24 protein-coding genes and 1 tRNA gene are annotated in these 23257 nt (G+C 61.8%); 4 read left to right on the top strand and 21 right to left on the bottom strand.

Features of this window, described 5'->3' with window-relative positions:
• Positions 1 to 39: 39 nt before the first annotated feature.
• A complete protein-coding gene (locus KUD11_RS09650; RefSeq protein ID WP_109384886.1) occupies positions 40 to 1860 on the top strand; it encodes a M3 family oligoendopeptidase in 1821 nt (606 codons plus the stop codon).
• Positions 1861 to 2032: 172 nt separating this feature from the next.
• Here KUD11_RS09650 and KUD11_RS09645 read toward each other — a convergent pair whose 3' ends face one another.
• The 4 genes from KUD11_RS09645 to KUD11_RS09630 form a co-directional block, all read right to left on the bottom strand.
• Positions 2033 to 2302 carry a DksA/TraR family C4-type zinc finger protein gene (locus tag KUD11_RS09645; protein ID WP_109384887.1) on the bottom strand — a complete coding sequence of 90 codons (270 nt, stop codon included), beginning with the start codon at positions 2300 to 2302 and terminating at the stop codon, positions 2033 to 2035.
• 30 nt (positions 2303 to 2332) lie between these two features.
• A complete protein-coding gene (locus KUD11_RS09640) occupies positions 2333 to 3394 on the bottom strand; it encodes an alpha/beta hydrolase (RefSeq protein ID WP_224380192.1) in 1062 nt (353 codons plus the stop codon).
• A gap of 117 nt (positions 3395 to 3511) precedes the next feature.
• Positions 3512 to 4408, bottom strand: a complete 897-nt coding sequence (gene rpoH / locus KUD11_RS09635; RefSeq protein WP_109384889.1) for an RNA polymerase sigma factor RpoH — start codon at positions 4406 to 4408, stop codon at positions 3512 to 3514.
• Between the two features lie 182 nt (positions 4409 to 4590).
• The gene (locus tag KUD11_RS09630; protein WP_109384890.1) at positions 4591 to 5619 is read right to left on the bottom strand and encodes an RluA family pseudouridine synthase; all 1029 of its coding nucleotides are present in this window, start codon (positions 5617 to 5619) and stop codon (positions 4591 to 4593) included.
• Here KUD11_RS09630 and KUD11_RS09625 point away from each other — a divergent pair.
• Positions 5618 to 5941: a DUF6476 family protein gene (locus tag KUD11_RS09625; protein WP_109384891.1), complete on the top strand. Its 324-nt coding sequence runs from the start codon at positions 5618 to 5620 to the stop codon at positions 5939 to 5941. The genes KUD11_RS09630 and KUD11_RS09625 overlap by 2 nt on opposite strands.
• Positions 5942 to 5971: 30 nt before the next feature.
• Here the strand turns inward: KUD11_RS09625 and KUD11_RS09620 are convergent.
• A tRNA-His gene (locus KUD11_RS09620) sits at positions 5972 to 6048 on the bottom strand.
• Positions 6049 to 6175: 127 nt separating this feature from the next.
• Here KUD11_RS09620 and KUD11_RS09615 point away from each other — a divergent pair.
• Entirely contained in the window at positions 6176 to 6355 is a 180-nt protein-coding gene (locus tag KUD11_RS09615) for a DUF6324 family protein (RefSeq protein ID WP_109384892.1), read from the top strand.
• Here the strand turns inward: KUD11_RS09615 and KUD11_RS09610 are convergent.
• Positions 6352 to 6816 (bottom strand): MmcB family DNA repair protein, encoded by a 465-nt coding sequence (locus KUD11_RS09610; protein WP_109384893.1) that lies wholly within the window; start codon positions 6814 to 6816, stop codon positions 6352 to 6354. The two genes, KUD11_RS09615 and KUD11_RS09610, sit on opposite strands and share 4 nt — an antisense overlap.
• A gap of 369 nt (positions 6817 to 7185) precedes the next feature.
• Between KUD11_RS09610 and KUD11_RS09605 the strand changes: the two genes are divergently transcribed.
• On the top strand, positions 7186 to 7902 hold the full coding sequence (locus KUD11_RS09605) for a DUF1194 domain-containing protein (RefSeq protein ID WP_109384894.1): 717 nt from the start codon (positions 7186 to 7188) through the stop codon (positions 7900 to 7902).
• On the opposite strand, the gene KUD11_RS09600 is transcribed toward KUD11_RS09605, so the two are convergent.
• The 15 genes from KUD11_RS09600 to KUD11_RS09530 all read right to left on the bottom strand — a co-directional run bounded on the left by KUD11_RS09600 (position 7903) and on the right by KUD11_RS09530 (position 23254).
• Positions 7903 to 8238, bottom strand: coding sequence for a hypothetical protein (locus tag KUD11_RS09600; protein WP_109384895.1), 336 nt, complete (start codon positions 8236 to 8238; stop codon positions 7903 to 7905).
• Positions 8239 to 8311: 73 nt separating this feature from the next.
• On the bottom strand, positions 8312 to 8797 hold the full coding sequence (gene nusB / locus KUD11_RS09595) for a transcription antitermination factor NusB (protein ID WP_109384896.1): 486 nt from the start codon (positions 8795 to 8797) through the stop codon (positions 8312 to 8314).
• On the bottom strand, positions 8794 to 9336 hold the full coding sequence (locus KUD11_RS09590; RefSeq protein WP_109384897.1) for a 6,7-dimethyl-8-ribityllumazine synthase: 543 nt from the start codon (positions 9334 to 9336) through the stop codon (positions 8794 to 8796). The genes nusB and KUD11_RS09590 overlap by 4 nt, the downstream gene beginning before the upstream one ends.
• Positions 9337 to 9340: 4 nt before the next feature.
• Entirely contained in the window at positions 9341 to 10474 is a 1134-nt protein-coding gene (ribB, locus tag KUD11_RS09585; protein WP_109384898.1) for a 3,4-dihydroxy-2-butanone-4-phosphate synthase, read from the bottom strand.
• A 41-nt stretch (positions 10475 to 10515) separates the two neighbouring features.
• Positions 10516 to 11925, bottom strand: coding sequence for a UDP-N-acetylmuramoyl-L-alanine--D-glutamate ligase (gene murD, locus KUD11_RS09580; protein WP_109387993.1), 1410 nt, complete (start codon positions 11923 to 11925; stop codon positions 10516 to 10518).
• Between the two features lie 46 nt (positions 11926 to 11971).
• A complete protein-coding gene (mraY, locus tag KUD11_RS09575; protein ID WP_109384899.1) occupies positions 11972 to 13093 on the bottom strand; it encodes a phospho-N-acetylmuramoyl-pentapeptide-transferase in 1122 nt (373 codons plus the stop codon).
• Entirely contained in the window at positions 13094 to 14536 is a 1443-nt protein-coding gene (locus KUD11_RS09570) for a UDP-N-acetylmuramoyl-tripeptide--D-alanyl-D-alanine ligase (RefSeq protein WP_109384900.1), read from the bottom strand. It abuts the gene before it with no gap.
• Positions 14533 to 16014 (bottom strand): UDP-N-acetylmuramoyl-L-alanyl-D-glutamate--2,6-diaminopimelate ligase, encoded by a 1482-nt coding sequence (locus KUD11_RS09565; RefSeq protein ID WP_109384901.1) that lies wholly within the window; start codon positions 16012 to 16014, stop codon positions 14533 to 14535. Before KUD11_RS09565 ends, KUD11_RS09570 begins: the two co-directional genes overlap by 4 nt.
• Before the next feature lie 21 nt (positions 16015 to 16035).
• Positions 16036 to 17823 (bottom strand): peptidoglycan D,D-transpeptidase FtsI family protein, encoded by a 1788-nt coding sequence (locus KUD11_RS09560; RefSeq protein WP_109384902.1) that lies wholly within the window; start codon positions 17821 to 17823, stop codon positions 16036 to 16038.
• Positions 17820 to 18173, bottom strand: a complete 354-nt coding sequence (ftsL, locus tag KUD11_RS09555; protein ID WP_109384903.1) for a cell division protein FtsL — start codon at positions 18171 to 18173, stop codon at positions 17820 to 17822. Before ftsL ends, KUD11_RS09560 begins: the two co-directional genes overlap by 4 nt.
• Positions 18173 to 19153, bottom strand: coding sequence for a 16S rRNA (cytosine(1402)-N(4))-methyltransferase RsmH (gene rsmH, locus KUD11_RS09550; RefSeq protein WP_109384904.1), 981 nt, complete (start codon positions 19151 to 19153; stop codon positions 18173 to 18175). The genes ftsL and rsmH overlap by 1 nt, the downstream gene beginning before the upstream one ends.
• 3 nt (positions 19154 to 19156) lie before the next feature.
• Positions 19157 to 19660, bottom strand: coding sequence for a division/cell wall cluster transcriptional repressor MraZ (gene mraZ, locus KUD11_RS09545; RefSeq protein ID WP_109384905.1), 504 nt, complete (start codon positions 19658 to 19660; stop codon positions 19157 to 19159).
• 673 nt (positions 19661 to 20333) lie between these two features.
• The gene (gene acuI / locus KUD11_RS09540; RefSeq protein WP_109384906.1) at positions 20334 to 21320 is read right to left on the bottom strand and encodes an acryloyl-CoA reductase; all 987 of its coding nucleotides are present in this window, start codon (positions 21318 to 21320) and stop codon (positions 20334 to 20336) included.
• A 53-nt stretch (positions 21321 to 21373) separates the two neighbouring features.
• Entirely contained in the window at positions 21374 to 22480 is a 1107-nt protein-coding gene (locus tag KUD11_RS09535; RefSeq protein WP_109384907.1) for a dimethylsulfoniopropionate demethylase, read from the bottom strand.
• A gap of 66 nt (positions 22481 to 22546) precedes the next feature.
• A complete protein-coding gene (locus KUD11_RS09530) occupies positions 22547 to 23254 on the bottom strand; it encodes a DUF1326 domain-containing protein (RefSeq protein ID WP_109384908.1) in 708 nt (235 codons plus the stop codon).
• Positions 23255 to 23257: the final 3 nt, after the last annotated feature.

Here is a 23257-nt window from a genome sequence, read left to right as displayed (position 1 = left end):
CCCGCGCCTATGTCTGACAGATCACTCAAGGAGAGCTTCATGACCCACCTGCCACGCCCCACCTTCGACGCCAATCCAAGCTCAGGCAGCGAAGGGCTCGGCAATCTGCCCGAATGGGACCTGAGCGATCTCTATACGTCTGAGGACGCGCCTGAGCTTCAGCGCGACATGGATTGGCTGAAGGAAGCTTGCGCAGCCTTCGCCGCCGATTACGAGGGCAAGCTGAGCACGCTGGACGCCGGCGAGCTGCTCAAATGTATCGAGCGCGACGAAGCGATCAGCGGTGTCGCAGGACGCATCATGTCCTTCGCCGGGCTGCGCTATTACCAGCTTACCACCGATGGCGCGCGCACCAAATTCCTCAGCGATTGCCAAGAGAAAGTAACGACTTACACGACACCTCTTGTGTTTTTCACGCTTGAGCTCAACCGGCTGGAGGATGACCACCTCGCCGGGCTTCTGGCGCAAAACGACGCGCTCGCACGCTACAAACCCGTGCTGGACCGAATCCGCGCGATGAAGCCGCATCAGCTCTCCGACGAGATGGAGAAGTTTCTGCACGATATGGGCGTGGTCGGCGATGCGTGGGAACGGCTCTTTGATGAAACCATCGCGGGCCTCAGCTTCGAGGTGGATGGCGAGGAGCTGAACATCGAAGGCACGCTGAACCTTCTGACCGAGCAAGACCGAGCCAAACGCGAGGCCGCCAGCCGCGAGCTGGCGCGGGTGTTTGGCGAAAACATCCGCACCTTTGCCCGCGTGCACAACACATCCGCCAAGGAAAAAGAGGTTATCGACCGTTGGCGCGGCATGCCCACCGCCCAAACCGGCCGCCACCTCAGCAATGATGTGGAGCCCGAGGTCGTGGAGGCCCTGCGTGATGCCGTGGTCGCCGCCTACCCCCGCCTCAGCCACCGCTATTATGAGCTGAAACGCAAATGGCTGGGCCTTGAGCGGATGCAGGTCTGGGACCGCAACGCGCCCTTGCCGATGGAAGACACCAAAACCGTCTCATGGGACGCTGCGCGCAAAACAGTGATGGACGCCTACACCGCGTTTGATCCGCGCATGGGCGCTCTGGCCGAGCCCTTCTTCGATCGCGGCTGGATTGACGCAGGCGTCAAACCCGGCAAAGCACCGGGCGCGTTTGCCCACCCCACAGTAACCGACGTGCATCCTTACGTGATGCTCAACTACTTGGGAAAACCCCGCGATGTCATGACCCTGGCGCATGAGCTGGGCCACGGCGTGCATCAGGTCCTCGCCGCCGATCAAGGCGAGCTTCTCAGCTCCACCCCCCTTACGCTGGCTGAGACGGCCTCCGTCTTCGGCGAGATGCTCACCTTCCGCAAAATGCTGGACGGTGCCGCCTCGGACGCAGAACGAAAGGTGATGCTGGCGGGCAAGGTCGAGGACATGATCAATACCGTGGTGCGCCAAATCGCCTTCTACGACTTTGAATGCAAACTCCACGCCGCCCGCCGCGAGGGCGAGCTGACGCCCGAGGATATCAACGCGCTCTGGATGTCCGTCCAAGCCCAATCGCTCGGGCCAGCGTTTGATTTCATGGAGGGCTACGAGACATTCTGGGCCTATATCCCCCATTTCGTCCACTCGCCCTTCTACGTCTATGCCTACGCGTTCGGCGACGGGCTCGTAAACGCGCTCTACGCGGTCTACGAGGATGCACCCGAAGGCTTTGAGGATAAATATTTCGAGATGCTCAAGGCGGGCGGCTCCAAACACCACAAAGCCCTTCTGGCCCCCTTCGGCCTCGATGCGTCCGACCCCAAATTCTGGGACAAAGGCCTCAGCATGATCGAAGGCTTCATCGATGAATTGGAAGCGATGGAAGGCTGACCCCAACTTCTTCTTGCCAAAAGTATCCTGGGGGAGACGTTGAATTTCCCTCGGGAAATTCAACGGCGGGGGCGGAGCCCCGGCCTGCGTGGCCTGAACGCAATTACACATGGCCTGCGTGGCCCGAACGCAAATCCAACCCTGCGCGCCCTGCGAAGGGCGCACCGCCGGATCACTTCAATTGAGAATCTTTCGACCCGCGCCGGTTGATGCCCCCCCGCGCAGCCTTCGCCCCATCGCGTTCGGCCACGCACTCAATGCACAGCTTCACACCCGGCAGCGCCGCACGCCGTGCCTCCGGGATAGGCTCCTCACATTCCGCGCAATGGGTCAGGCTTTCGCCCTCAGGGCTGCGACGTGCCTTAAGGCGTGCCAACTCATCGTTGATCGACGCCTCAATCTGCTCTGATACGGCCCCATCGCGGGCCCAGCCTCCAGCCATGCCATTCCCCTCTCAATTGTCGCAACCGCATCAGCGCTTCAAGTTATCACCCGTAAGCGCGATATAACCCGGAAACGGCTGCCGGCCCCCACGCGCCTCATCAATCAATCCGCGCAGCACCCCCACCGCCGCCGCCGAAGTAAAGGCCGTCGCATGGTTCATATCCTTGCCATCCTCCAGCCCCGAGACATCGATAACCCGCACATCAAGCCCTTCGACCTGCGCGCCAGAGGAGATCACCCCAAGCCGCTCTTTTGATCCGGTAATGAGGCTCGCAAGCCCCAACGCCCAATCCTCGCGCGACACAAACACCAAGATCGGCGCGCGCAATGTTCCCACAGTTGTCACCTGATCGCGGAAAAGATCGGGATCAATATCCGGGCTGATCAACGCAACCGTGGCCACCCGGTCCAACAGCGCAAGATCCCCCGTCAAAGCAATCTGGCGCAGCGCCTCCATCATCAGTTGCGCCCCCATAGAATGGGCCAGCAAAAAGACACGCTCATCCGAGTGGCGCGCCACTTGCCGGATCGTCTCCACCAGATCATCGCGCGCAAAAAGTACCGAATCGCGATCATAGATATAGCCGCGCGGATTGCCTGCCGATTGCCATGAAAACAAAACGCCCGGCCCGGTGACGCCATAATCCGTTTTGATCTGGGCAAAACGGTACATCGCCTCAGAGAGGGTGTTATTATAGCCATGCACAAATATCATCGTATCGCCCGTCCTGCGCTCAGCGGCGATTTGCCGGGCCATCTGGGCCGAATCCGGTAAAAGGCTGCTTTGCGTGATCACGAAATGCCGTGACGCGTCGGGGGTACCGCGCGGCCACTCAATCTGGCCCACCTCATGGTTAGGCGGGACCGAGATTTCGGCGCGGAAATGGTTGAGGGTGGCGTTTCGCTTTTCGCCAAACGTGTCATTCGCCTTGCCCAAGGCGCGCTGTGTCGCGACATACATCACTTCTATCGACGCATCAGGCCTGGGATCAGCATACATGACCACCCCACGTTCGGCGCAAGCCGCAAGCAGGCTAAACGCCGCCGCAGCAGCCCCCATCGCCCATATTCGCCGTGTCGCCTGGATCATTGCGCGCCCCTTCGAGGTTGCAACGTAAACTACTCCGGCGTGCGCGGCGCGCCAAGGGGCAAGCGGTCAGGCCTCTGCAATCACCGCAGGCCCCCTACATTTCAGGCCTCCTATATGTCAGGCGTCCAACATCATGCCTTTGTCCTGCGCCAGCGCGCGCATCCGCTTTTGCAGCTTCTCGAACGCGCGCACCTCAATCTGGCGGATGCGTTCGCGGCTCACGTCATATTGCCCGCTCAGCTCTTCCAGCGTCACGACTGTGTCAGACAGGCGCCGTTGGGTCAGGATATCCTTTTCGCGGTCATTGAGAACATCCATCGCCGCACTCAGCATCTCGCGGCGTGCCTCAAGCTCGTCGCGCGCCTCGTAATCACCAGCCTGATCGGCATCGGTGTCTTCCAACCAGTCCTGCCATTGCATCGTCCCCTCGCCCTCAGATCCGACCGTGGCATTGAGAGACGCATCCCCACCCGACATGCGCCGGTTCATGGAGATCACCTCAGCCTCTGTCACACCCAGCTGGGTCGCGATTGTCTTGACGTTTTCCGGGCGAAGATCGCCTTCTTCCAGCGCGCCAATCTTGTTCTTCGCTTTGCGTAGGTTGAAAAAGAGCTTCTTTTGCGCCGATGTCGTGCCAAGCTTCACCAAGGACCACGAGCGCAGGATATACTCCTGAATACTCGCGCGAATCCACCACATCGCATAGGTCGCGAGGCGGAAACCCTTCTCAGGGTCGAACCGTTTCACGGCCTGCATGAGGCCCACATTCGCCTCCGAGATCACCTCGGCCTGCGGCAAGCCGTAGCCGCGATACCCCATGGCAATCTTGGCCGCGAGACGCAGGTGCGATGTGACCATGCGGTGAGCCGCCTCGGTATCCTCCTGCTCGACCCAGGCTTTGGCCAGCATATATTCCTCTTCCGGCTCAAGGAGCGGGAATTTACGGATTTCCTGCATATAGCGGTTCAGACCGCCTTCTGGCGTCGGCGCCGGCAGATTTGCGTAATTGGCCATCTCAAAACCCTCCAGATCGCCCTATGTTTAGGACCTTAACATCAATTTAGGATCGGTGCTCGGCCCTTTCAAGGGCCTTAGCAGGGAACCGGTTAAGGATATATGATCCTGCAAAAAGGTGTTTGGAACCCATGTGACCATGGCCTCACGCAGCTGTGCTCGGACGTAACAGAGACCGCGCGTCAGCCCCCGCGCAACACGGTGCAGAGCGTCTCGATATCGCTTGGTAAATCCGCCTCAAAGCGCATCTCATCACCGCTCAGAGGGTGCTCGAACCCCAGCGAGGCCGCATGAAGCGCCTGACGCGGGAAGGACTGCGCCGCCTCAAGACCGCCCTCGGGCAACGCCTTTTGCGGCAACTTGCGGCGCCCACCATAGACCGGATCGCCGATTAGTCCGTGCCCGGCATGGGCCATATGCACGCGGATCTGGTGGGTGCGCCCTGTCTCCAGCCAACATTCCAGCAACGCGATGCAGGCAGGCGTGCCAAACCGCTCAATGAGGCGTGCGCGGGTCACGGCATGACGCCCCCCGCCCCAGATCACGGCCTGTCGCTGCCGGTCGGTCTTATGGCGGGCAAGCTCGGTCTCGATCCGCAGGATATTGCCGGGCTCAAAACTCACCCCGCGCAGGCCGCGCAGGCGTGGATCAGCGGCCTCTGGTACGCCGTGGCAGAGCGCGATGTAATGCCGCTCGGCCGTGTGGGCGGCAAATTGCGCGGCCAGCCCGTGATGCGCCGCATCGGATTTGGCCACAACCAGAAGCCCGCTTGTGTCCTTGTCGATCCGGTGCACGATGCCGGGACGGCTGACACCGCCCACCCCAGAAAGCTTTCCGCCAAAATGATGCAAAAGCGCGTTCACAAGCGTGCCGGACGGCGTGCCGGGGGCCGGATGTACGACCATGCCCGCAGGTTTGTTGACCACGATCAGATCATCATCCTCATAGGCGATCTCAAGCGGGATCTCCTCGGCTTCGATATGGCTCTCGACCGCTTCGGGCACTGTGATCTCCACGATATCGCCCTCGGCCACCCGCGCCTTGGGGTCAAGTGTCACGGTCCCGTTAAGGCGCACCTGACCGTCGCCAATGAGCCGCGCCAGACGGGTGCGCGACAACGCCGCCTCCTCTGGCACATCGCGCGCCAATGCCTTATCCAGACGGGGCGGCGGGGCATGAGATATCCGCACGCTGAGGGGGGCCTGCGCCATGACCGAACGCTCCAATGATGTATCTGAGACCGTGCCAGAGCTCGATCCGGGGCTGGTAAAACATCTGCGCCGATTGGTGACTGTGCTGACGGCGACGATGATTATCGGGTTCATAGTGATCGTAGCGCTGTTTGTCACCCGCTTCTCGGGCGGCGCGAGGCCAGACCTGCCTGCCACACTCACCCTGCCAGAGGGGGCAGAGGCCACGGCCTTCACCCAAGGCTCCGACTGGATCGCGGTGGTGACGGCGGCAAACGAGATTTTGATCTATGACAGGCTCTCGGGCAAACTGCGCCAGTCTATCGAGATCAAAGCAGACTAGTAGCCCTGCATCATAACCGTTTGGTTAAAATGGTACCGCCTCCCCGGCTTGAACGGGGGACCTCTTGATCCACAATCAAGCGCTCTAACCAACTGAGCTAAGGCGGCCCTGCCCGGCGATTTACCCGTGCCGCGCCGCGATTGCAAGCCTCTTGGCACGCGAAATCACGATTGGCCGCCGCTTGCCATTGCCCCGCCCCCGGCCTAGAACGCTTGGGTCTGAGAGGAGCCGATCATGGGCCTGAACACCGAACGCGACATCGAGGCAAATATGCAGATCGGCCCAACCGATCAGGGCATGGTGCGGATTTTTGTCGAATCGCAAGGGATCGAGATCCCGATGGATTTCTCGCCCGAAGAGGCCGAGGAGATTGCCGCCGAAATCATCGCTGCCGCCAAGTCTCTGGGCCGCTAAACTTCGGGAAATCTGAGTGGATCGCGCAAGCTTTGCAGGCGCAGCGCGGCGGTGCGGGCAAATTTGCGCGTGATCGCACTGCGCCGCGCGGGCGCAAGCCTCGTCTCGGGGGCCATGCGCAGAATCTCCGCATCATAGCCATCGGCGACCATCAGCCCCGTGCCTTCGGGCAAGATCTCTTGTGGAAACGTCGCGTCCACAGCCCAGAAAAACCTGTCGGCCCAACCCAAATAGCCCTGCCATTTCCCGTCCGAGAGAAAATCGGCGCGGCTGGATTTGCACTCGATCACCCAAAGCTCGCCCTTGGGTCCCAGCGCCATCACATCCACGCGAAGGCCCCGCGCAGGCACATATTCCTCCAGACAGGCAAAATCATGGCTGAGCAAATGCCGACACACCCCACGCGCGAGGATTTGCCCGGGTTGGGTATGCAGCTGCGTATGAAGGGGCGTGCTGTCCATGACAGGCAATATGAACAAAGAAGGAACGTGCGCAACCCCTTGCTCGATCCCCTTGCCCCGGCCCCTTGCGCGCATTACCTAGATGGGTGGCGGGTTCTGCTCCTCACGTCCACGGTTGCATTCCGGTGGCCTTAAGCAATTCCGAGGGAGCTGGCTCTGTCTGGACCCTGGTCCAGTTACCCGGCGCCCACCTGTACATACAGGTCCTCGGGAATGAGATAACCAAACGGTTGCTGCGGGCCCGCCACTTCCTCCCGCCCCATGTTGTGATTTGAATGCTGCGGCGCGCACGGTAACGTAGTGCAGGGCTAAGGCTTTAATGCATGATAAGGGGAGATCACTCTGCGCTGGCTTTGCAAAATTGCAGTGATGATCGCCCTCACCCCAGTGGGTGCTGCGGCGGAGACCTGTCGGCAGGCTTTGATCCTCGGGTTGGATGTGTCGCTCTCTGTGGATGTGTTCGACTTCGCCTTGCAACGGGGTGGGCTGGCGCGCGCGCTGGAGGACCCGGAGGTCGTGCAGGCGCTAACCTCACCTGGCGGACATGTAAAACTGGCGGTGTTTGAATGGAGCGGGCAGTTCAACCAAACGCTTTTGCTGGATTGGACGCAGGTGCAGGGGCCGGAGACGCTGGCCGATATGTCAATCCGGCTGCGGGATGCGCCGCAAGGCATCCGCTCGGGGCGCACGGGGCTGGGGGCGGCGATGCTCTTTGCCCGCGATCAGCTGCGCCGCGTCGATTGCGCGGCCCTGACGGTGGATATCTCAGGCGATGGAGCGAATAACAATGGCCCCCGCCCTGCCGAGATCCGCCAAGCGCTTGGGGCCGAGGGCATCACCGTCAACGCGCTGGTGATTGAGCCGGAGGCTGCGGGGCCAAGCGGCCTCACCCTGTATTTTCAGGACAGCGTCATAACCGGGCCCGGCGCGTTCACCGAAACCATCCGTGGGTTCAACAATTATGAGGATGCGATACGGCGCAAAATCCTGCGCGAAACGGCACCTGCCTTTGTGCAAAGAGGGACGCGGGGCCGTCTGGAGGCTGCTGATAAAAAGCCAGTGCTACGCGCGAGGCACCGCCGCTGATCACCGGCGGCGCATTTCCTGCGGACGCCCGCCAGCGGCAACCCGCACGGGGATCATCTTGCCCTGAGGGCGCTGGACCCGGCGGCGATGCCCGCCACGCGGCTCGTCATCATCATCGTCCTTCATGCGCATGATCGCGATGCCAAACTGCACCCCGCCGAACACCACGCCGTTGGAAATCCACAGCACCAAAAGCGCCAGCCATCCCTTGTCGGAATTGAACACCAGATGACCAAGATTTGCGATGTTGAACCACAAGAGCATGCCCACGAAAACCGCCGCAAGGCCGAAGCCGATCGCGCATTGGATGATGTAGAGGCGGATAAGTTTAGGCATTGGGATACTCCCCCGGTTGGCTATAAGTATATGCCTTTATCCGGGCGTCTCAAGGCTTGGCGTCAAATAGTGTTCAAAACGCCTCTGGTTTTGCCTCGCGTGCCATGTGATCCAGCACTGCGTTGACGAAACTCGCCTCTTTACCCTCGGGAAAGAAGCTTTTGGCGATATCGACGAATTCGCTGATCACCACGCGGGGCGGCGTCTTTCCGCCAAGTATCTCTGCCCCCGCCGCGCGAAAGAGCGCGCGAATCGTCGGATCAATCCGGTCGATGCGCCATTTGGCGACCAAAGCACGGTCGGTCATCTGGTCAATCGGGCGCTGACCGTCCACGGCTCCGTTCAGAAGATCGCGGAAGAGATCCATGTCCCCGTCCACCATCTCACTCTCATCATCCCATTCCGCGCCAAAACGGTGCTCCAGAAACTCCGCATAGACCGCATCCACATCAAGATCGGAATGCTCCATCTGAAAAAGCGCCTGCACCGCGTAAAGCCGTGCCGCACTGCGCATCTGACGCTTCTTGTTGCCGGAAAGGGGGGCTGCTGCATCACTCATGCGGTGGGGGTGTCCTTGCTGTCGCCGGCGATCTGGTAGCTGCCTGCGGGCTTGAAGCCAATGCCCTTGCGCTCCGCCCCCCAATTGCGGCTGAGCGCGATGAGGTGGAGGGCTGCGGCGGCGGCGCCCGCCCCTTTGTTCATGCGCGCGGGGTCTGCACGCTCCTCGGCCTGTGCGCGGTCCTCCACGGTCAGGATACCGTTCCCGATGCAGAGCCCTTGCAGCCCCAAAAGCATAAGCCCGTTACTGGAATCGCCACACACCGTCTCGTAATGCGTCGTGGCACCCCGGATGACACATCCAAGCGCGACATAGCCGTCGAAATTGCTCATCCGCTCGGCAATGCCGATGGCCGTGGGCAGTTCCAGCGCGCCGGGCACTTCCCTGATCTCATATGTGGCGCCCGCCGCTTCGGCCTCGGCCACAGCGCCCTTGATCATCATATCCGCGATGTCGCGGTAAAACGGCGCCACCACGATCAAAAGCTTCACAGGGGCCTCGAACGTCGCGCGCGGGAGGGTGTATTCGGTGCCAGCCATGGGCTCAACCTTTGCTCAGAGGATGGGTGCCGGTGATCGTGATGCCGTAAGCGTCAAGACCCAGATAGCGGGTCTCCGGGCTATCGGTCAGCAAGATCAGCTCACGCAGGCCCATGGTCGACATAATCTGCGCGCCAAGCCCGGTCTGCTTGATCGTGCGCGGGCCATCATCGTCGATCTCGCCCGCAAGGCGCGGACGCGGCTGGCGGAAGAGGAAAATCGCGCCCCGCCCCGCATCGGCAATGATCTGCATCGCGCGGGGCAGCTTGCCGCCCGGCATCCCGCCGATCCCCAGAGTGTCCTCCAGCGCGTTGAGCGCATGGGTGCGCGCCAGAACCGGCCCGCCGCTCTCAATATCGCCTTTGACCAGCACGACATGCTCGGTCTCGCTGATCTGGTCGGTGAAGATGCGCATCTCCCACGCGCCGCCGATATGGGCATGAACCGTCTCGCGGCGCGTCTCGCGCACGAGGTTGTCATGCTTGTGGCGATAAGCGATGAGATCACTGATCGTGCCGATCTTCAGTCCATGCTCCGCCGCAATCTCGATGAGATCGGGCAGGCGCGCCATTGTGCCATCCGCGCGCATGATCTCGCAGATCACCGCCGAGGGGTGCAGCCCCGCAAGGCGGCTGATATCCACCGCCGCCTCCGTATGGCCCGCACGCACCATCACACCGCCATTGCGCGCCCTGAGCGGGAAGACATGCCCCGGCGTCGCAATCGCGGCAGAGGTGTTTTGATCATTGATCGCGGTGGCCACGGTCAACGCACGGTCGGCGGCAGAGATGCCTGTGCTCACGCCCTCACGCGCCTCGATGCTGACGGTAAAGGCCGTCTCGTGGCGCGAGGAATTGTTCACGGCCATCATCGGCAGGCCAAGCCGTTCGATCCGCGCAGACGTCATCGGCAAGCAGATCAGGCCGCGCCCATGGGTGGCCATAAAGTTGATCGCCGTCGCATCCGCAAACTCCGCCGGGATGACGAAATCACCCTCATTCTCACGGTCCTCATGGTCCACAAGAATGTACATCCGGCCCGCGCGGGCTTCGGCGATGATCTCTTCGGTGCTGGCAAGTGCGGCGCGCAGATCATTTTCCACGGGCCCCGGCTTTTGAAATGGCGTGCTGTCTGGCATAGGCCCTCCGCGTTTGGCGGATGAAATAGCGCAGCGAGCCGCTATTGACCAGAGCCGAGTGCCGCCTGCACGCAGGCCGCGAAGTCATCGCCGCGCTGCTCGAAATTGTCATATTGATCAAAGCTCGCCGCCGCCGGGGCCAAAAGGACCGTCTCGCCGGGCTCGGCCTCGGCATGGGCCCGCGCGACCGCCTCTTGCATTGTGGTGCAGACCTCGGCTTCAGCGCCGCTCAACTGCACGGCAAACCCCGCAGCCTCACGCCCGATCACATAGGCTTTGGCGACACGGCCCAGCGCCGGGGCAAGCGCCGAAAGCCCCCCCTCTTTCTCCAACCCGCCACAGATCCAGCGCACTTTATCGAACGCCATCAGCGCCTTGAGTGCGCTATCCACATTCGTGGCCTTGCTGTCGTTCACATAGGTCACGCCACCCGCCTCGGCGATGATCTGGCTGCGGTGCGGCAGGCCCGGATAGCTGTGCATCGCCGCCTCGATCACCTTTGGCGCAAGGCCGAGGCTCCGGCAGGCGGCATAGGCTGCGCAGGCGTTTTGGTGGTTATGCGCGCCGGGCAGGCCTTTGATGGGGCGCAGATCAATGCTGCCCGCCTGCCGTCCTTTGCGGTATTCACTGAGAAACCCTTTGCGCGCAAACACCAGCCATCCCGGCCCGGTAAGCTTCGTGCCGGACGAGATCCGGATCACCCGGTCGTCCACAGGCCCCTCGCTGAGCTGCCCCGCGAGGAACCGCCCCTCCGGCTCATCAACGCCGATCACGGCGCGGTCCGGGCCACCTTCGGCAAAGAGGCGGCGCTTGGCCGCGAAATACCCGCCAAAGCCTGCGTGACGGTCCAAATGATCCGGCGTCAGGTTGGTGAAAACCGCAATGTCAGGTGTGAGCGCACGGGCCAGCTCCGTCTGGTAGCTACTGAGCTCCAGCACCACCACACCGCCATCCAAAGGCGGATCAAGATCCAGAACACCCCGACCAATATTGCCCGCCAATTGCACATCGCGCCCCGCCTCCGACAGGATATGCGCGATGAGGGCCGAAGTCGTGGATTTCCCGTTTGATCCAGTGACAGCCACGACATGGGGCACGCTATCCATCTCCTCCCAGCCGGACGCGGCGAAGGAGCGAAAGAAAAGCCCGATATCGTTGTCCACTGGCACGCCTGCATTGAGGGCTGCGGTCACAATCCGGTTGGGCTCAGGGTAAAGATGCGGGATGCCGGGGCTGACGATCAGGGCCGAGAGACCGTCCATCGCGCCCTCGCGGCCGAGGTCCAGAACGGTGAAATCTTCGGCCTCTGCCGCCACACGCGCCACAGGGCTATCGTCCCAACACAGCGCCTCCGCACCGCCCTCCCGCAGCGCCCGTGCCGCGCTGAGCCCCGAGCGGCCAAGACCAAGGACGGCCACGCGGCGTCCTTCAAATCCAACAACTGGTATCATCATTTCCCTCCCCACGAGGACGCCCGAAAGGGCGTAGGAGTGCGCCCTAGCGCACCTTCAACGTCGCCAAGCCAATCATCGCCAAGATCAGGGAAATAATCCAGAACCGGATCACGATCTGCGGCTCGGCCCAGCCCTTTTTCTCATAGTGATGGTGGATGGGCGCCATCAGAAACACCCGCTTGCCCGTACGCTTGAAATAGAGCACTTGGATGATCACGCTCAGCGCCTCGACCACGAACAAACCACCCACAATGGCCAGCACGATCTCGTGCTTCGTGGCCACGGCAATCGCGCCAAGCGCCCCACCAAGGGCCAAAGACCCGGTATCACCCATGAACACAGCCGCAGGCGGCGCGTTATACCACAAGAACCCGAGGCCCCCACCGATCAGCCCCGCGACAAAGACGAAGATCTCGCCCGTACCCGGCACGTAATGCACATCGAGATATTGCGTGAAATCGACCCGGCCCACCGCATAGGCAATCACGCCGAGCGTGCCCGCCGCGATCATCACAGGCATGATCGCGAGCCCGTCCAAGCCATCCGTAAGGTTCACCGCATTGGCCGCACCGACGATCACGAACATCCCGAAGGGGATGAAGAGCAAACCCATGTTCAAAAGCACATCCTTGAACACCGGAAAGGCCAGTCGCCCCGCCAGCGGATCATAATCCGCCACCCGCGCGGCAAGCTCCAGATCTGCCGCCGCATGCACGCTCATCGCCCAGTATGTGGCGATGCCTGCGATGATAAAGCCAAGCAAAAGCCGTATCTTACCCGGCACGCCCTTGTGATTGCCCTTGGAAACCTTGGCATAATCATCCGCAAGGCCGATCGCCGCAAAAGAGACGGTGACAAAGAGGATCATCCACACGAACGGATTGTCGAGCCGTGCCCAAAGCAGCGTTGAGGTCAAAAGTGCGCCCACGATCAGCAAACCGCCCATCGTCGGCGTGCCCGCCTTGGCGAAATGCCCCTCTGGCCCGTCCTCGCGGATCGGTTGGCCCTTGCCCTGACGGCGGCGCAGCACATTGATCAGCGGCTTGCCGAACATGAAGCCAAAGATCAGTGCCGTCATGAACGCGCCACCGGTACGGAAGGTGATATACCTGAAAAGGTTAAAGAAATCACCGCCGTCGGAGAGGGCAGTCAGCCAATAAAACATTCATTCGTCCCTTGCTTCGGGTCGGTTTGCCCGCCCCTTTTTTCGCAGTGCCTCCACAGCAAGGCTGACCTTGCTGCCCTTGGAGCCCTTGATCAGCACCACGTCGCCTGCGTCTATCATGCGAAACACCTCTGCTGCCAGTGCGTTTGCATCCTCGAACCACATGCCCCGCTGTGCCTCGGGCAGCGCGCGGTGCAGCGCGCGCATCCGTGGCCCCACACAATGCACCACGGTAAGCGCCGCGATGCTGGGCAAATCCGCGATGCTCCGGTGCAGCGCCTCCTCCGTGCGGCCAAGCTCAAGCATGTCACCCAGGATCGCAATCCGTCGCCCCTTGGTGATCCGGCCAATGCCGTCGCGCGGCGTCGCGGCGGCCAGAACCTCCAGCGCGGCCTCCATCGACGTAGGATTGGCGTTAAACGCATCGTCAATCAGATCGAGGGTCCAGTCCTCATGCCCGCTATCAAGCTGCAATATCTCGCGGGTGCCGCGCCCCGCAGGCGGCTGCCACAGCGCCAAGTCCGGCGCGGCCATCCCGGTATCCCCGCCCAGCGCCTCGACGGCGGCCAGAACGGCCAGACCGTTCATCGCAAAATGCCGCCCCGGGCTCATGATCTTGAAAATGGCCGCCTCGCCGCGCAGCTCGGCGCGCACGGCAGTGCATGTGTCCGACATCTTGGCCGAAATCAGCCTGTAATCCGAAACGCCCGCGCCAAAGGTGGTGATATGCGCCGCCTTGGCGCGGGCGGTCTCCAGCAAGATGGACGTGGTGGGTAAGTCAATATTCACAATAGCTTCCCCGCCCGGCTCCAACCCCTCAAAGATCGCCGCCTTCTCATGCGCGATGCCTTCAATGCTCTCGAAAGCCTCAAGATGAGCGGCGGCCACGGTGGTGATCATCGCCACATGCGGGCGCGCCATGCGCGACAGCGGGGCGATCTCACCGGGCGCGTTCATCCCGATCTCAATCACGGCAAATTCCGTGTCCGCAGGCATCCGCGCGAGGGTGAGCGGCACACCCCAATGGTTGTTATAGCTCGCCTCAGCCGCATGGGTGCGGCCCTGACGGCTCAGCACGTCGCGCAGCATTTCCTTGGTGGAGGTCTTGCCGACAGACCCGGTGACGCCCACGACCCGCGCATCCGTGCGCGCCCGCGCGGCCCGGCCCAGCGCCTCCAACGCCTCCAGCACATCCCCCACGATGAGCAAGGGCGCATCCGGCGCCACACCTTCAGGGATATGGCTCACCAAGGCCGCAGCGGCCCCCGCCCCAAGCGCTTGGGCCACGAACTCATGCCCGTCCCGCGCGGCCTTGAGCGCCACAAAAAGATCGCCCTCAGCAATTGTGCGCGTGTCAATAGACACGCCATTGGCGGACCAATCGCCTTGCGCCTGCCCGCCCGTGGCGCGCGCCGCCTCTTGGGCGGTCCAGAGCGCGCTCACGCGAGCTTCCCATCAAGGGCCGCCACGGCCACGCTGGCCTGTTCTGTATCATCAAAGGGGAGCACATCATCGCCCACGACCTGCCCGGTCTCGTGCCCCTTGCCGAGGATCAAGAGCGCATCCCCTGGCCCCAAAGCGTCCACACCGCGCAAGATCGCCTCGGCGCGGTCGCCCACCTCCTGCGCATCGGGGCAGCCTTCCATCACGGCGGCACGGATCAAAGCGGGCTCCTCGCTGCGCGGGTTGTCATCGGTCACGATCACCTGATCTGCATGGAGCGCTGCCTGCCCCATCAAGGGCCGCTTGCCGGGGTCACGATCCCCGCCCGCGCCAACAATCGCCACCAGCCGACCAAGCACATGCGGGCGCAGCGCCTGAATTGCGGTAGCCACAGCATCGGGCGTGTGGGCATAATCCACAAACACCGCAGCACCATTCTCGCGCATCGCGGCCAATTGCATCCGGCCCCGCACGGTTTGCATCTGCGGCAGCACCTCAAACACGCGCCCCGGTTCATCCCCGCCCGCGATGCAGAGCGCTGCGGCAAGCAAGAGATTCTCCCCCTGAAACCCGCCGATGAGCGGCACATGCACCTGATGCACATCGCCTTCCCAGTCAAAGCGCAGGACCTGCCCCGTCGGCTCAAACCGCTGCGCTTCAAGTTGCAAGTCGGCCCCCACTGCGCGCCCCACGCCCAGCACGACCTGACCGCGCGCCTCGGCGGTAGTCGCCATATCGGCCCCACGCGCATCATCGATGTTGATCACGGCGATCCCGTCCTCGGGCAACACCCGGTCAAACAGCCCCGCCTTGGCGTCGAAATAGGCCTTGAACGTCTTGTGATAATCCAGATGGTCCTGCGTGAAATTCGTGAACCCGGCGGCCACCAGCGACACCGCATCGAGCCTGCGCTGCTCCAGCCCGTGCGACGACGCCTCCATCGCCACATGGGTGACGCCGGCCTTTGCGGCCTCGGCCAGCGTGCGGTGCAGAGTAATCGGCTCGGGCGTGGTATGAGCCAGCGGTGCGGTCCAGCTGCCTTCAACCCCCGTGGTGCCAAGGTTGACGGCGCGATGGCCCAGCGCCTCCCAAATCTGGCGGGTGAAGCTTGCCACAGAGGTTTTTCCATTGGTGCCGGTGACGGCTACAATCGTCTTGGGCTGCGCGCCAAACCAGAGTGCTGAAGCATAAGAGAGCGCCGCGCGCGGGTCCTGCGCGATGATCAGAGCCGCGTCACTCGCGGCGAGCTCTGCTTGCGCAATCCCTGCACCCTCAGCATCTGTGAGGATCGCCCCCGCCCCTTGGCGCAGCGCATATTGAATAAACTCTGCGCCATGGGCGCGGCTTCCGGGCAGGGCGGCAAAGAGAAACCCGTCGCGCACCTGCCTGCTATCCACAGCCAGCCCCATCACGCGGGCTTGCGCGCCGCCTTGAGCGGTCAGACCCAACTCATCCAGTGTTTTCCCCTGCCCTGGCATCTGCCCACCACCCGCCTGATATTATTGTGACACTTGCGTTATATCAGGCAAATTCTGGGGTTCAATCTCAGGGCGCAAGCCCAAAAGCGGTGCGACGCGCGCAATGATCTCGGCGGCGATTGGCACAGCGGTCCAACCTGCGGTGCGGCGCGGTTCGTCCCCGGAGGTCTCGACCGGCTCGTCCAGCGTCACGACCAGCACGTATTTGGGATCATTGCTGGGGAAAACAGCGGCAAATGTGGCAATCACCTTGTCATCATAATAACCGCCGCCCGCGGGGCGTGGCTTGTCCGCAGTCCCAGTCTTGCCGCCCACGCTGTAGCCCGGAACCTCGCCAAGGCTCGCGGTGCCCGAGCTGACCACGCGGCGCAACATACGCACCGAGGCGGCCGCGGTCTCGGGCGACATCACGCGCGGACCCAACTGGGACGTGCTTTGCTTCAAAAGCGTGGGCTTCACATATCGCCCACCATTGGCCAGCGCCGCATACCCCGCCGCCAAATGCAGCGGGCTTGAGCTTAGCCCGTGGCCATAGGATATCGTCACCGTGCTCAGATCGGTCCAACGCTGGGGCAACAGGGGCTGCCCGCCTTGCGCCTCAATAATCTCCAACGGCGTCGGCTCAAAAAAACCGAGACTTTCGAGAAAATCTTTTTGCCGCGTGGCTCCTACCTCAAGGGCGATGCGCCCCGTGCCGCGGTTGGAGCTTTCCACGATCACGTCAGAGGCGGTGATCATGCCGTAATTCTTGCGGTTGAATTCCCCAATCAGAAAGCCGCCAACGCGCATGGGCGGCGTGGTGTCGATGATCGTGTTCTCATTCACTATACCCAGCTCAATTGCCTGAGCCACCGCAAAAATCTTGAAGCCCGAGCCAAGCTCATAGACCCCCTGCACCGCCCGGTTGAAAAGTGGGCTGTCTCCGGCATAGCCCTCGACCAAAGGGCTGGGGCGGTCATTGGGGTCAAAATCCGGTAGCGACGCGATGGAAATCACCTCGCCGGTATGCACATCCATCAACACGGCGGCGGCACCCTTGGCGTTCATGATTTTCATACCCCCTAGCAAAACCTGCTCGGTCGCGGCCTGAATGGTCAGATCCAACGACAATTCCAGCGGTTTGTGACCATGGGCCGGATCGCGCAGGCGCACGTCGTAGAATTTCTCAATACCCGCGACGCCAACCACTTCGGCCGCATGGACCCCCTCGCGGCCAAAACCTGCGCCTCCCAACACATGCGCGGCAAGTCGACCATTGGGATAAAGGCGCATCTCGCGTGGACCAAACAGAAGCCCCGGTTCGCCAATATCATGCACGGCCTGCTTCTGCTCAGGGCTGATTTTCTTCTTTATCCATAGAAATTTACGCTTTCCCGTGAAATTTTTGGCCAGCCGCTCTTGGTTCAGGTCGGGGAAGATTTTCACCAACGCCTCTGCGGCGCGCAGAGGCTCGATCATCATCTGAGGCTGCGCATAAAGGCTGTGCGTGTCGAAATTCGTGGCGAGGATTCGCCCGTTGCGGTCCACGATATCGGCGCGCTGCGCGAGTATATCAGCCCCCGCCGCACTGGCACGCGGCTCGGCAGGTTCGGACTGGGTCAAAACGCCCATACGGCCCCCGATCAGGGCAAAGGCCGCAAAGAACATAACACCCAACACCAAAAGCCGCCCCTCGGCGCGGCGGCGGTCACGGTCACGCATTTCCTCATGACGCAGGCGGATGTTTTCACGCTCGATCGCGTCAGGGTTCTCGCCCTTGCCGCGCGCCTCAAGGATGCGCGCGAGCGGTCGCAGAGGGGTGCGGATCATAGTGGCTCCTCCTCGGAGGACACATCCACCGATTTCGACAGATCAATCAACCCTTCCAGCTCGGATGGCGGGTAAGGTACCTGATCAACACGACCAAACTGGCTTGCCTTGAGTGGCACGAGGCCCAAACGGTCAAAGTTGATCTCGGCCAATTCGCGCAGACGGTCCGGGCGGTTCTGATAGGCCCATTCCGCGTTCAAAACCCGCAAGCGCTGACGATTATCCGCGATCTGCCGCTCCAGCGTCTCCGCATGTGCAATCGCGGCCTGCGTGCGGTAATTCTCGTAATAGGCCCAATAGGCCAGACCAATCACAGCCAGAAAACTCGCCATGTAAAACAGGCTACGCATCAGAATTGTCCCTTGAGTTGCGGCATACCAAGCGCCTTTGGATCGCTCGATCCGGGGGCCGCGTCCGTACGGCGGCCTATGCGCAAAAGCGCCGAGCGCGCGCGCGGATTGATGGCCAGCTCCGCGGCGTCCGCCGAGATCGCCTTGCGCGAGGCCAGTGTGAATTGCGTGGGCGCCGTGGCACGCTCGGGGGCATGGCGGCTGCCACCCCCGCCGCCGCCGCTACGCGCCGATAGGAAGCGTTTGACCATACGGTCCTCGATGGAATGAAACGTAACCACGGCCAGCGCACCGCCGGGGGCCAATGCCCGCTCAGCGGCTTCCAATCCACGCATCAGCTCGCCGTATTCGTCGTTAACCGCGATGCGGATCGCCTGAAAGCTACGCGTGGCGGGATGGGCCTGACCGGGTTTGGAGCGCGGCAGGCATTTCTCGACAATCCCGGCGAGGCGCAGCGTGGTCTCAATCGGGGCGTCTTCGCGGGCGCGGACAATCGCGCGAGCAATGCGGCGGCTCGCACGCTCTTCGCCATATAAATAAAGGATATCGGCCAGAACAGCCTCCTCCGCGCCATTGACCAGATCAGCAGCACTCTGGCCGTCCTGACTCATCCGCATATCAAGCGGCCCGTCGCGCATGAACGAAAATCCTCGCGCGGATTGGTCAAGCTGCATGGAACTGACCCCGAGGTCCAGCACGACCCCATCAAGGGCCTGACCATGCGCGTCCATATTGGAGAAGACATCGCGCACAAGGCTCACCCGGTCGTCGGCCCAGGCCTTGGCCATCTCAAGCGCCGCAGGATCACGGTCGAGACCGATCACATGATCGGCACCTGCGTCCAAAAGGGCGCGCGTATAGCCGCCCGCACCCAACGTGCCGTCAAGCCAACGGCCCCGCACCGGGGCCACAGCCTTGATCAATGGCCCAATCAGTACTGGAATATGCGGCGATGGGGATGCAGCGGCAGCAGCAGACATCACTCAATCCCCTTTCACACCATCCAAAAAGATGAGCGGGTCAGTGCCCTCGGGCAACCCGTCCAGCCATGCCTCGGTGCGGGCCAATTCAACGGTATCAAATGTCTCGGGCTTCCAGATCTGGAACGTATCGCCCGACGCCATGAAGAACGCCTCACCCTCAAGCTCAATCTTCTTGCGCAGCTTGGCGGGCAGCACGATGCGCCCGGTATCGTCGACAATGGTCGGATGGCTGTGCCCGTGGAACAAACGCTCCAGCATCTTGCGCTCATTGGAGCCGCGCGGAAGGGCATCAATCTTGTCGTCCACCTCGTTGATGGCTTCGATCGTGTAACATTCGAGGAATTTGCGGCGATGGTCGCCATAAACGATGACAAGCTCGGGCGCGTCGCCCTCACGCCAGTTCGGGTCGCCCGCCTCCAGCACACGGCGAAACGAGGCCGGGATAGACACCCTGCCCTTCGCATCCACCTTGTGGGTGCCTTCACCTCTGAACCTGCGTGCCACGGAATTGGCGCCCTCGTCCTGCCCCCGGTTTCAAAAAGCCTGCCCTACAAATGAAAACGGCGGGTTGATCTGCTGCCACTGATCAACCCGCCGCCCTCGTCCCGCGTGGCGGGGTATGTCCGACTGCGCGCGCCACCTGGGGGGATGTCTGCTCGCCCGCGCGCCGGATCTCTTCGTTTCGGATGAAGTCGGCTGCCTGTATGAAACCTGACTTGGGTTATTTTTATTCGGGGTCGTTTGGTGCCCCTTGTGACCGTCCTCATCGCAGTTAGAGGTATTTCATGGGAATTCATGCCACGCAAGAAAAAACTGACCCCCAGCACCACTGCATCTAGCTCTCCAAGCGCTGGAAAAACAATATGTTGCGCTCAAACCTCCGCTGAAACCACATCACCTGCTAATTTTTGCCAATTATACCACAATATATAGTCTCTTCTGGCGTTCAAAAATCAGCCCATGAATTCCCAGATTAATTCGTTCAAAGCTTGAAAATAAGCTGCTCAACGTTCGATTACACCACCTATCAAACCAAGCCCAACCTCTTTTTCCATGTGATTCGCAGCCCCAAATCACCTTGAAAGCCCCCGTCCCATGCTTTCCCGTGCAAATACGAAAAACCCCCGGCCCATGACGGACCGGGGGCTAAAAGACCCAAAAGCTCTGATCGCTGGTGTCAGCCGTTCACATCCACCACGACCCGGCCCTTGACCTGACCTTTGAGAATATCACGCCCAAGACCCGGCAGATCGGACAGAACGGCTGGCTGCACCATCGCCTCCAGCTTATCCATCGGCAGATCGCGTGCGATCCGCTCCCACGCGCGCACGCGGTTGTCATAGGGCTGCATCACGCTGTCGATCCCCAGAAGGTTCACACCGCGCAACAAAAACGGGATCACGGTGGCAGGCAAACCCGCCCCACCGGCAAGACCCACCGCCGACACGGAGGCCCCGTATTTCATCTGCCCCAACAGCCGGGCCAGCATCTCACCCCCGACAGCATCCACGCAGCCGCCCCACATCTCCGCCTCCAAGGGCCGCTTCACGGTCTCGTTCAACTCATCGCGCGCCACGATCTGTGTCGCCCCAAGGCTTTTGAGGTAATCGCCCGTCTCCGGCCGCCCGGTGACCGCCGCCACCTCATGGCCCAGATGCGCCAGAATGGCCGTCGCGACCGACCCGACCCCCCCCGCAGCGCCGGTGACCAGAACAGGGCCATCCTTGATCCCGTGATCTTCCAACGCCATCACAGCCAGCATCGCGGTAAACCCTGCCGTGCCCACTGCCATCGCCGCGCGCGTATCAAGCCCACCGGGCAGCGGCACAAGCCAATCAGCCTTCACGCGGGCCTTCTGCGAATACCCGCCCCAATGCGCCTCACCCACGCGCCAGCCCGTCAGAACAACCTTGTCCCCGGCCTTATAACGCGCGTCAGACGATGCCTCGACAGTGCCCGCAAAATCAATGCCCGGCACATGCGGGTAATTCCGCACCAGCCCGCCTCCCGGCCCGATGCACAGACCGTCCTTGTAGTTTACGGTCGAATACTCAACCGCAACCGTCACCTCCCCTTCGGGCAGATCCTCCAGCGCAAGCGCGCGCACCTCCGCATGCGTCTTGCCGCTCTCTGCGTCCTTCTCAACTACCAAAGCGTTGAACATGTCGCCAATCTCCCTTTTCTTCTTAGTCCAAATACTCAAATCATTGGGCAGCGTCAGGCCCAGAACTCCTCGCGAACAAGCGCCGGGCGATCTTCACCCAACACATCCACGCGCAGCTCCGTGCCCGCGTCCCAGTGGGTCATCCGCACCATGCCGATGGCCACATTCGTCTCGAAATCAGGCGACCAGGCGGCAGACGTGATCTGCCCCACCTGTTTATCCTTGGAATAAACCGGCCAAGGCCGATCACAGCCCGGCACCTTGTCACCCCCAATGGAAATCGCGCGCACTTGTTTTACGGGGCCCTCCTTGGCCACCCGCAAAAGCGCATCGCGCCCGATACAGCCAATGGCCGTATGCGTGTTGCAAAACCGGCCCAAGCCACATTCATGGGGCGTGTTATCGTCGGTCATGTCGTTGCCATAGCTCAGAAGACCGCTCTCCACACGCTCAATCCCGTTGGGACAGCCTGCGCGCACGCTCAGGTCCTCTCCGGCAGCAAAGAGTGCATCCCAGACCGGCATGCCGATATCGCTGCCCTCGACATAGATCTCAAATCCGCCCTGCTTGGAATAGCCCGAGCGCGCAATCACCATGTCGCGACCCTGAAAATCAAAAATCCCGTAGCGGAAGAAGCGAATGTCGCGCACCCCCTCGCCAAAGACACGCGCCATCAGGTCATCCGATTTCGGCCCCTGAATGGCCAGCGGCGACACGTCCGGCTCATCGACCAGAACATCCAAGCGAAACCCACTCGCGATCCCCTTGACCCAAAGCAAGAGATCACTGTCCGCAATTGAAATCCACCAGCGGTCCTCAGCCAGCTTCACCGCCACCGGATCATTCAGCATGCCGCCCGTCTCGTCCACGATGGGCACGTAATAGCACTGCCCCGCCGTCATGCCCCGCAAATCGCGCGGCGTCAGCATCTGCATCAGCCGCCCCGCATCGGGGCCGCGCAACTCGACTTGCCGCTCGGCGGCCACATCCCAGACCTGCACATGGTTCTTCAGATGGTGGTAATCCGCCTCAACGCTTTCGAACATCGTCGGCAAAAGCATCCGGTTGTAAACCGTATAGGCCTTGACCCCTTGCGCCTCGACGCCGTCGGAGAAGGGGGTGCGCCGCAGGCGGCGGGAGGGGGAGATAAGGGCTGTCACAGGCAAACGTCCTCTTACATGACACTCAATTTTAGATAGATTTTGGTCAGGGCCACAGCGCGGGGATCACGTCGATGAGCCACCCCAGTCAATTGGGCAAATCTCGGCGGATTTTCCGCCAAAATCCCAGATGCGGCCATAATCACGCACCCGGCTTTTCAGGCCTTTGGCCGCGATAATGTCCGGCCCCATCCAGTATTTGGAATTGCTGACCATGACCGGATGCTCCGGGCGCGCGCCCTCAATCATCTCGATCTCGCCTTGGATCTTACGCCCAATATTGATCGAGCGTTTCTTGCCCTCGCGGACAATCTCCACGGGCGCGCGCTCGGCGCCGATGATCTCGCTGACCAGCATGGTGAACAGGCCCGTGGTGCCGCCCGCCTGGCCAGAAAATATCTGCAAGATGCCGTTATAGGCCTTGCCGCTCGCGCGCTCGTCCACATAGGCCGCCACGCGCCAGTTGCCCTCGCCCATACGGCCCGGAATATCAACCAGAAGGCCCACGTTCAGCCCGGCAAGGCTCTCGCCCTCATAATGGCCCTCGTCAATCGCGATGGCCATCCACGCGTGGCAATGCCCTTCGGTGGGCGGGTGCGCGCCAAGGCTGACCACGCAGGGACAAAAGACGGTGCAAGAGCAATTGAGAAACAACTCGCCCTTGATCGCCCAATCCGTGGGCGAGGCGCTACGCCGCTTCGGGTTTGCCATTCGGTTGTCGATGCGCTGGCTCACGGGCAGTTTGTCTGCCCCTTCTCTGCGTGCAACGGCCATATC

It is taken from the genome of Roseovarius carneus (assembly GCF_020141465.1).
GTDB lineage: Bacteria > Pseudomonadota > Alphaproteobacteria > Rhodobacterales > Rhodobacteraceae > Roseovarius > Roseovarius carneus.
This window is presented reverse-complemented; position numbering and strand designations above follow the sequence as displayed.

Excerpts from the sequence above, each read along its gene's own strand:
- KUD11_RS09605 (WP_109384894.1), top strand. The coding sequence starts at position 7,186 with ATGATCGCCCTCACCCCAGTGGGTGCTGCGGCGGAGACCTGTCGGCAG.
- KUD11_RS09600 (WP_109384895.1), bottom strand. The coding sequence starts at position 8,238 with ATGCCTAAACTTATCCGCCTCTACATCATCCAATGCGCGATCGGCTTC.
- KUD11_RS09560 (WP_109384902.1), bottom strand. The coding sequence starts at position 17,823 with ATGATCCGCACCCCTCTGCGACCGCTCGCGCGCATCCTTGAGGCGCGC.
- murD (WP_109387993.1), bottom strand. The coding sequence starts at position 11,925 with ATGATACCAGTTGTTGGATTTGAAGGACGCCGCGTGGCCGTCCTTGGT.
- rpoH (WP_109384889.1), bottom strand. The coding sequence starts at position 4,408 with ATGGCCAATTACGCAAATCTGCCGGCGCCGACGCCAGAAGGCGGTCTG.
- KUD11_RS09650 (WP_109384886.1), top strand. The coding sequence starts at position 40 with ATGACCCACCTGCCACGCCCCACCTTCGACGCCAATCCAAGCTCAGGC.
- KUD11_RS09565 (WP_109384901.1), bottom strand. The coding sequence starts at position 16,014 with ATGCCAGGGCAGGGGAAAACACTGGATGAGTTGGGTCTGACCGCTCAA.
- KUD11_RS09645 (WP_109384887.1), bottom strand. The coding sequence starts at position 2,302 with ATGGCTGGAGGCTGGGCCCGCGATGGGGCCGTATCAGAGCAGATTGAG.
- KUD11_RS09530 (WP_109384908.1), bottom strand. The coding sequence starts at position 23,254 with ATGGCCGTTGCACGCAGAGAAGGGGCAGACAAACTGCCCGTGAGCCAG.
- mraY (WP_109384899.1), bottom strand. The coding sequence starts at position 13,093 with ATGTTTTATTGGCTGACTGCCCTCTCCGACGGCGGTGATTTCTTTAAC.
- KUD11_RS09640 (WP_224380192.1), bottom strand. The coding sequence starts at position 3,394 with ATGATCCAGGCGACACGGCGAATATGGGCGATGGGGGCTGCTGCGGCG.
- rsmH (WP_109384904.1), bottom strand. The coding sequence starts at position 19,153 with ATGTCTGCTGCTGCCGCTGCATCCCCATCGCCGCATATTCCAGTACTG.
- KUD11_RS09590 (WP_109384897.1), bottom strand. The coding sequence starts at position 9,336 with ATGGCTGGCACCGAATACACCCTCCCGCGCGCGACGTTCGAGGCCCCT.
- nusB (WP_109384896.1), bottom strand. The coding sequence starts at position 8,797 with ATGAGTGATGCAGCAGCCCCCCTTTCCGGCAACAAGAAGCGTCAGATG.
- acuI (WP_109384906.1), bottom strand. The coding sequence starts at position 21,320 with ATGTTCAACGCTTTGGTAGTTGAGAAGGACGCAGAGAGCGGCAAGACG.
- ribB (WP_109384898.1), bottom strand. The coding sequence starts at position 10,474 with ATGCCAGACAGCACGCCATTTCAAAAGCCGGGGCCCGTGGAAAATGAT.
- KUD11_RS09615 (WP_109384892.1), top strand. The coding sequence starts at position 6,176 with ATGGGCCTGAACACCGAACGCGACATCGAGGCAAATATGCAGATCGGC.
- KUD11_RS09610 (WP_109384893.1), bottom strand. The coding sequence starts at position 6,816 with ATGGACAGCACGCCCCTTCATACGCAGCTGCATACCCAACCCGGGCAA.
- ftsL (WP_109384903.1), bottom strand. The coding sequence starts at position 18,173 with ATGCGTAGCCTGTTTTACATGGCGAGTTTTCTGGCTGTGATTGGTCTG.
- KUD11_RS09630 (WP_109384890.1), bottom strand. The coding sequence starts at position 5,619 with ATGGCGCAGGCCCCCCTCAGCGTGCGGATATCTCATGCCCCGCCGCCC.
- KUD11_RS09625 (WP_109384891.1), top strand. The coding sequence starts at position 5,618 with ATGACCGAACGCTCCAATGATGTATCTGAGACCGTGCCAGAGCTCGAT.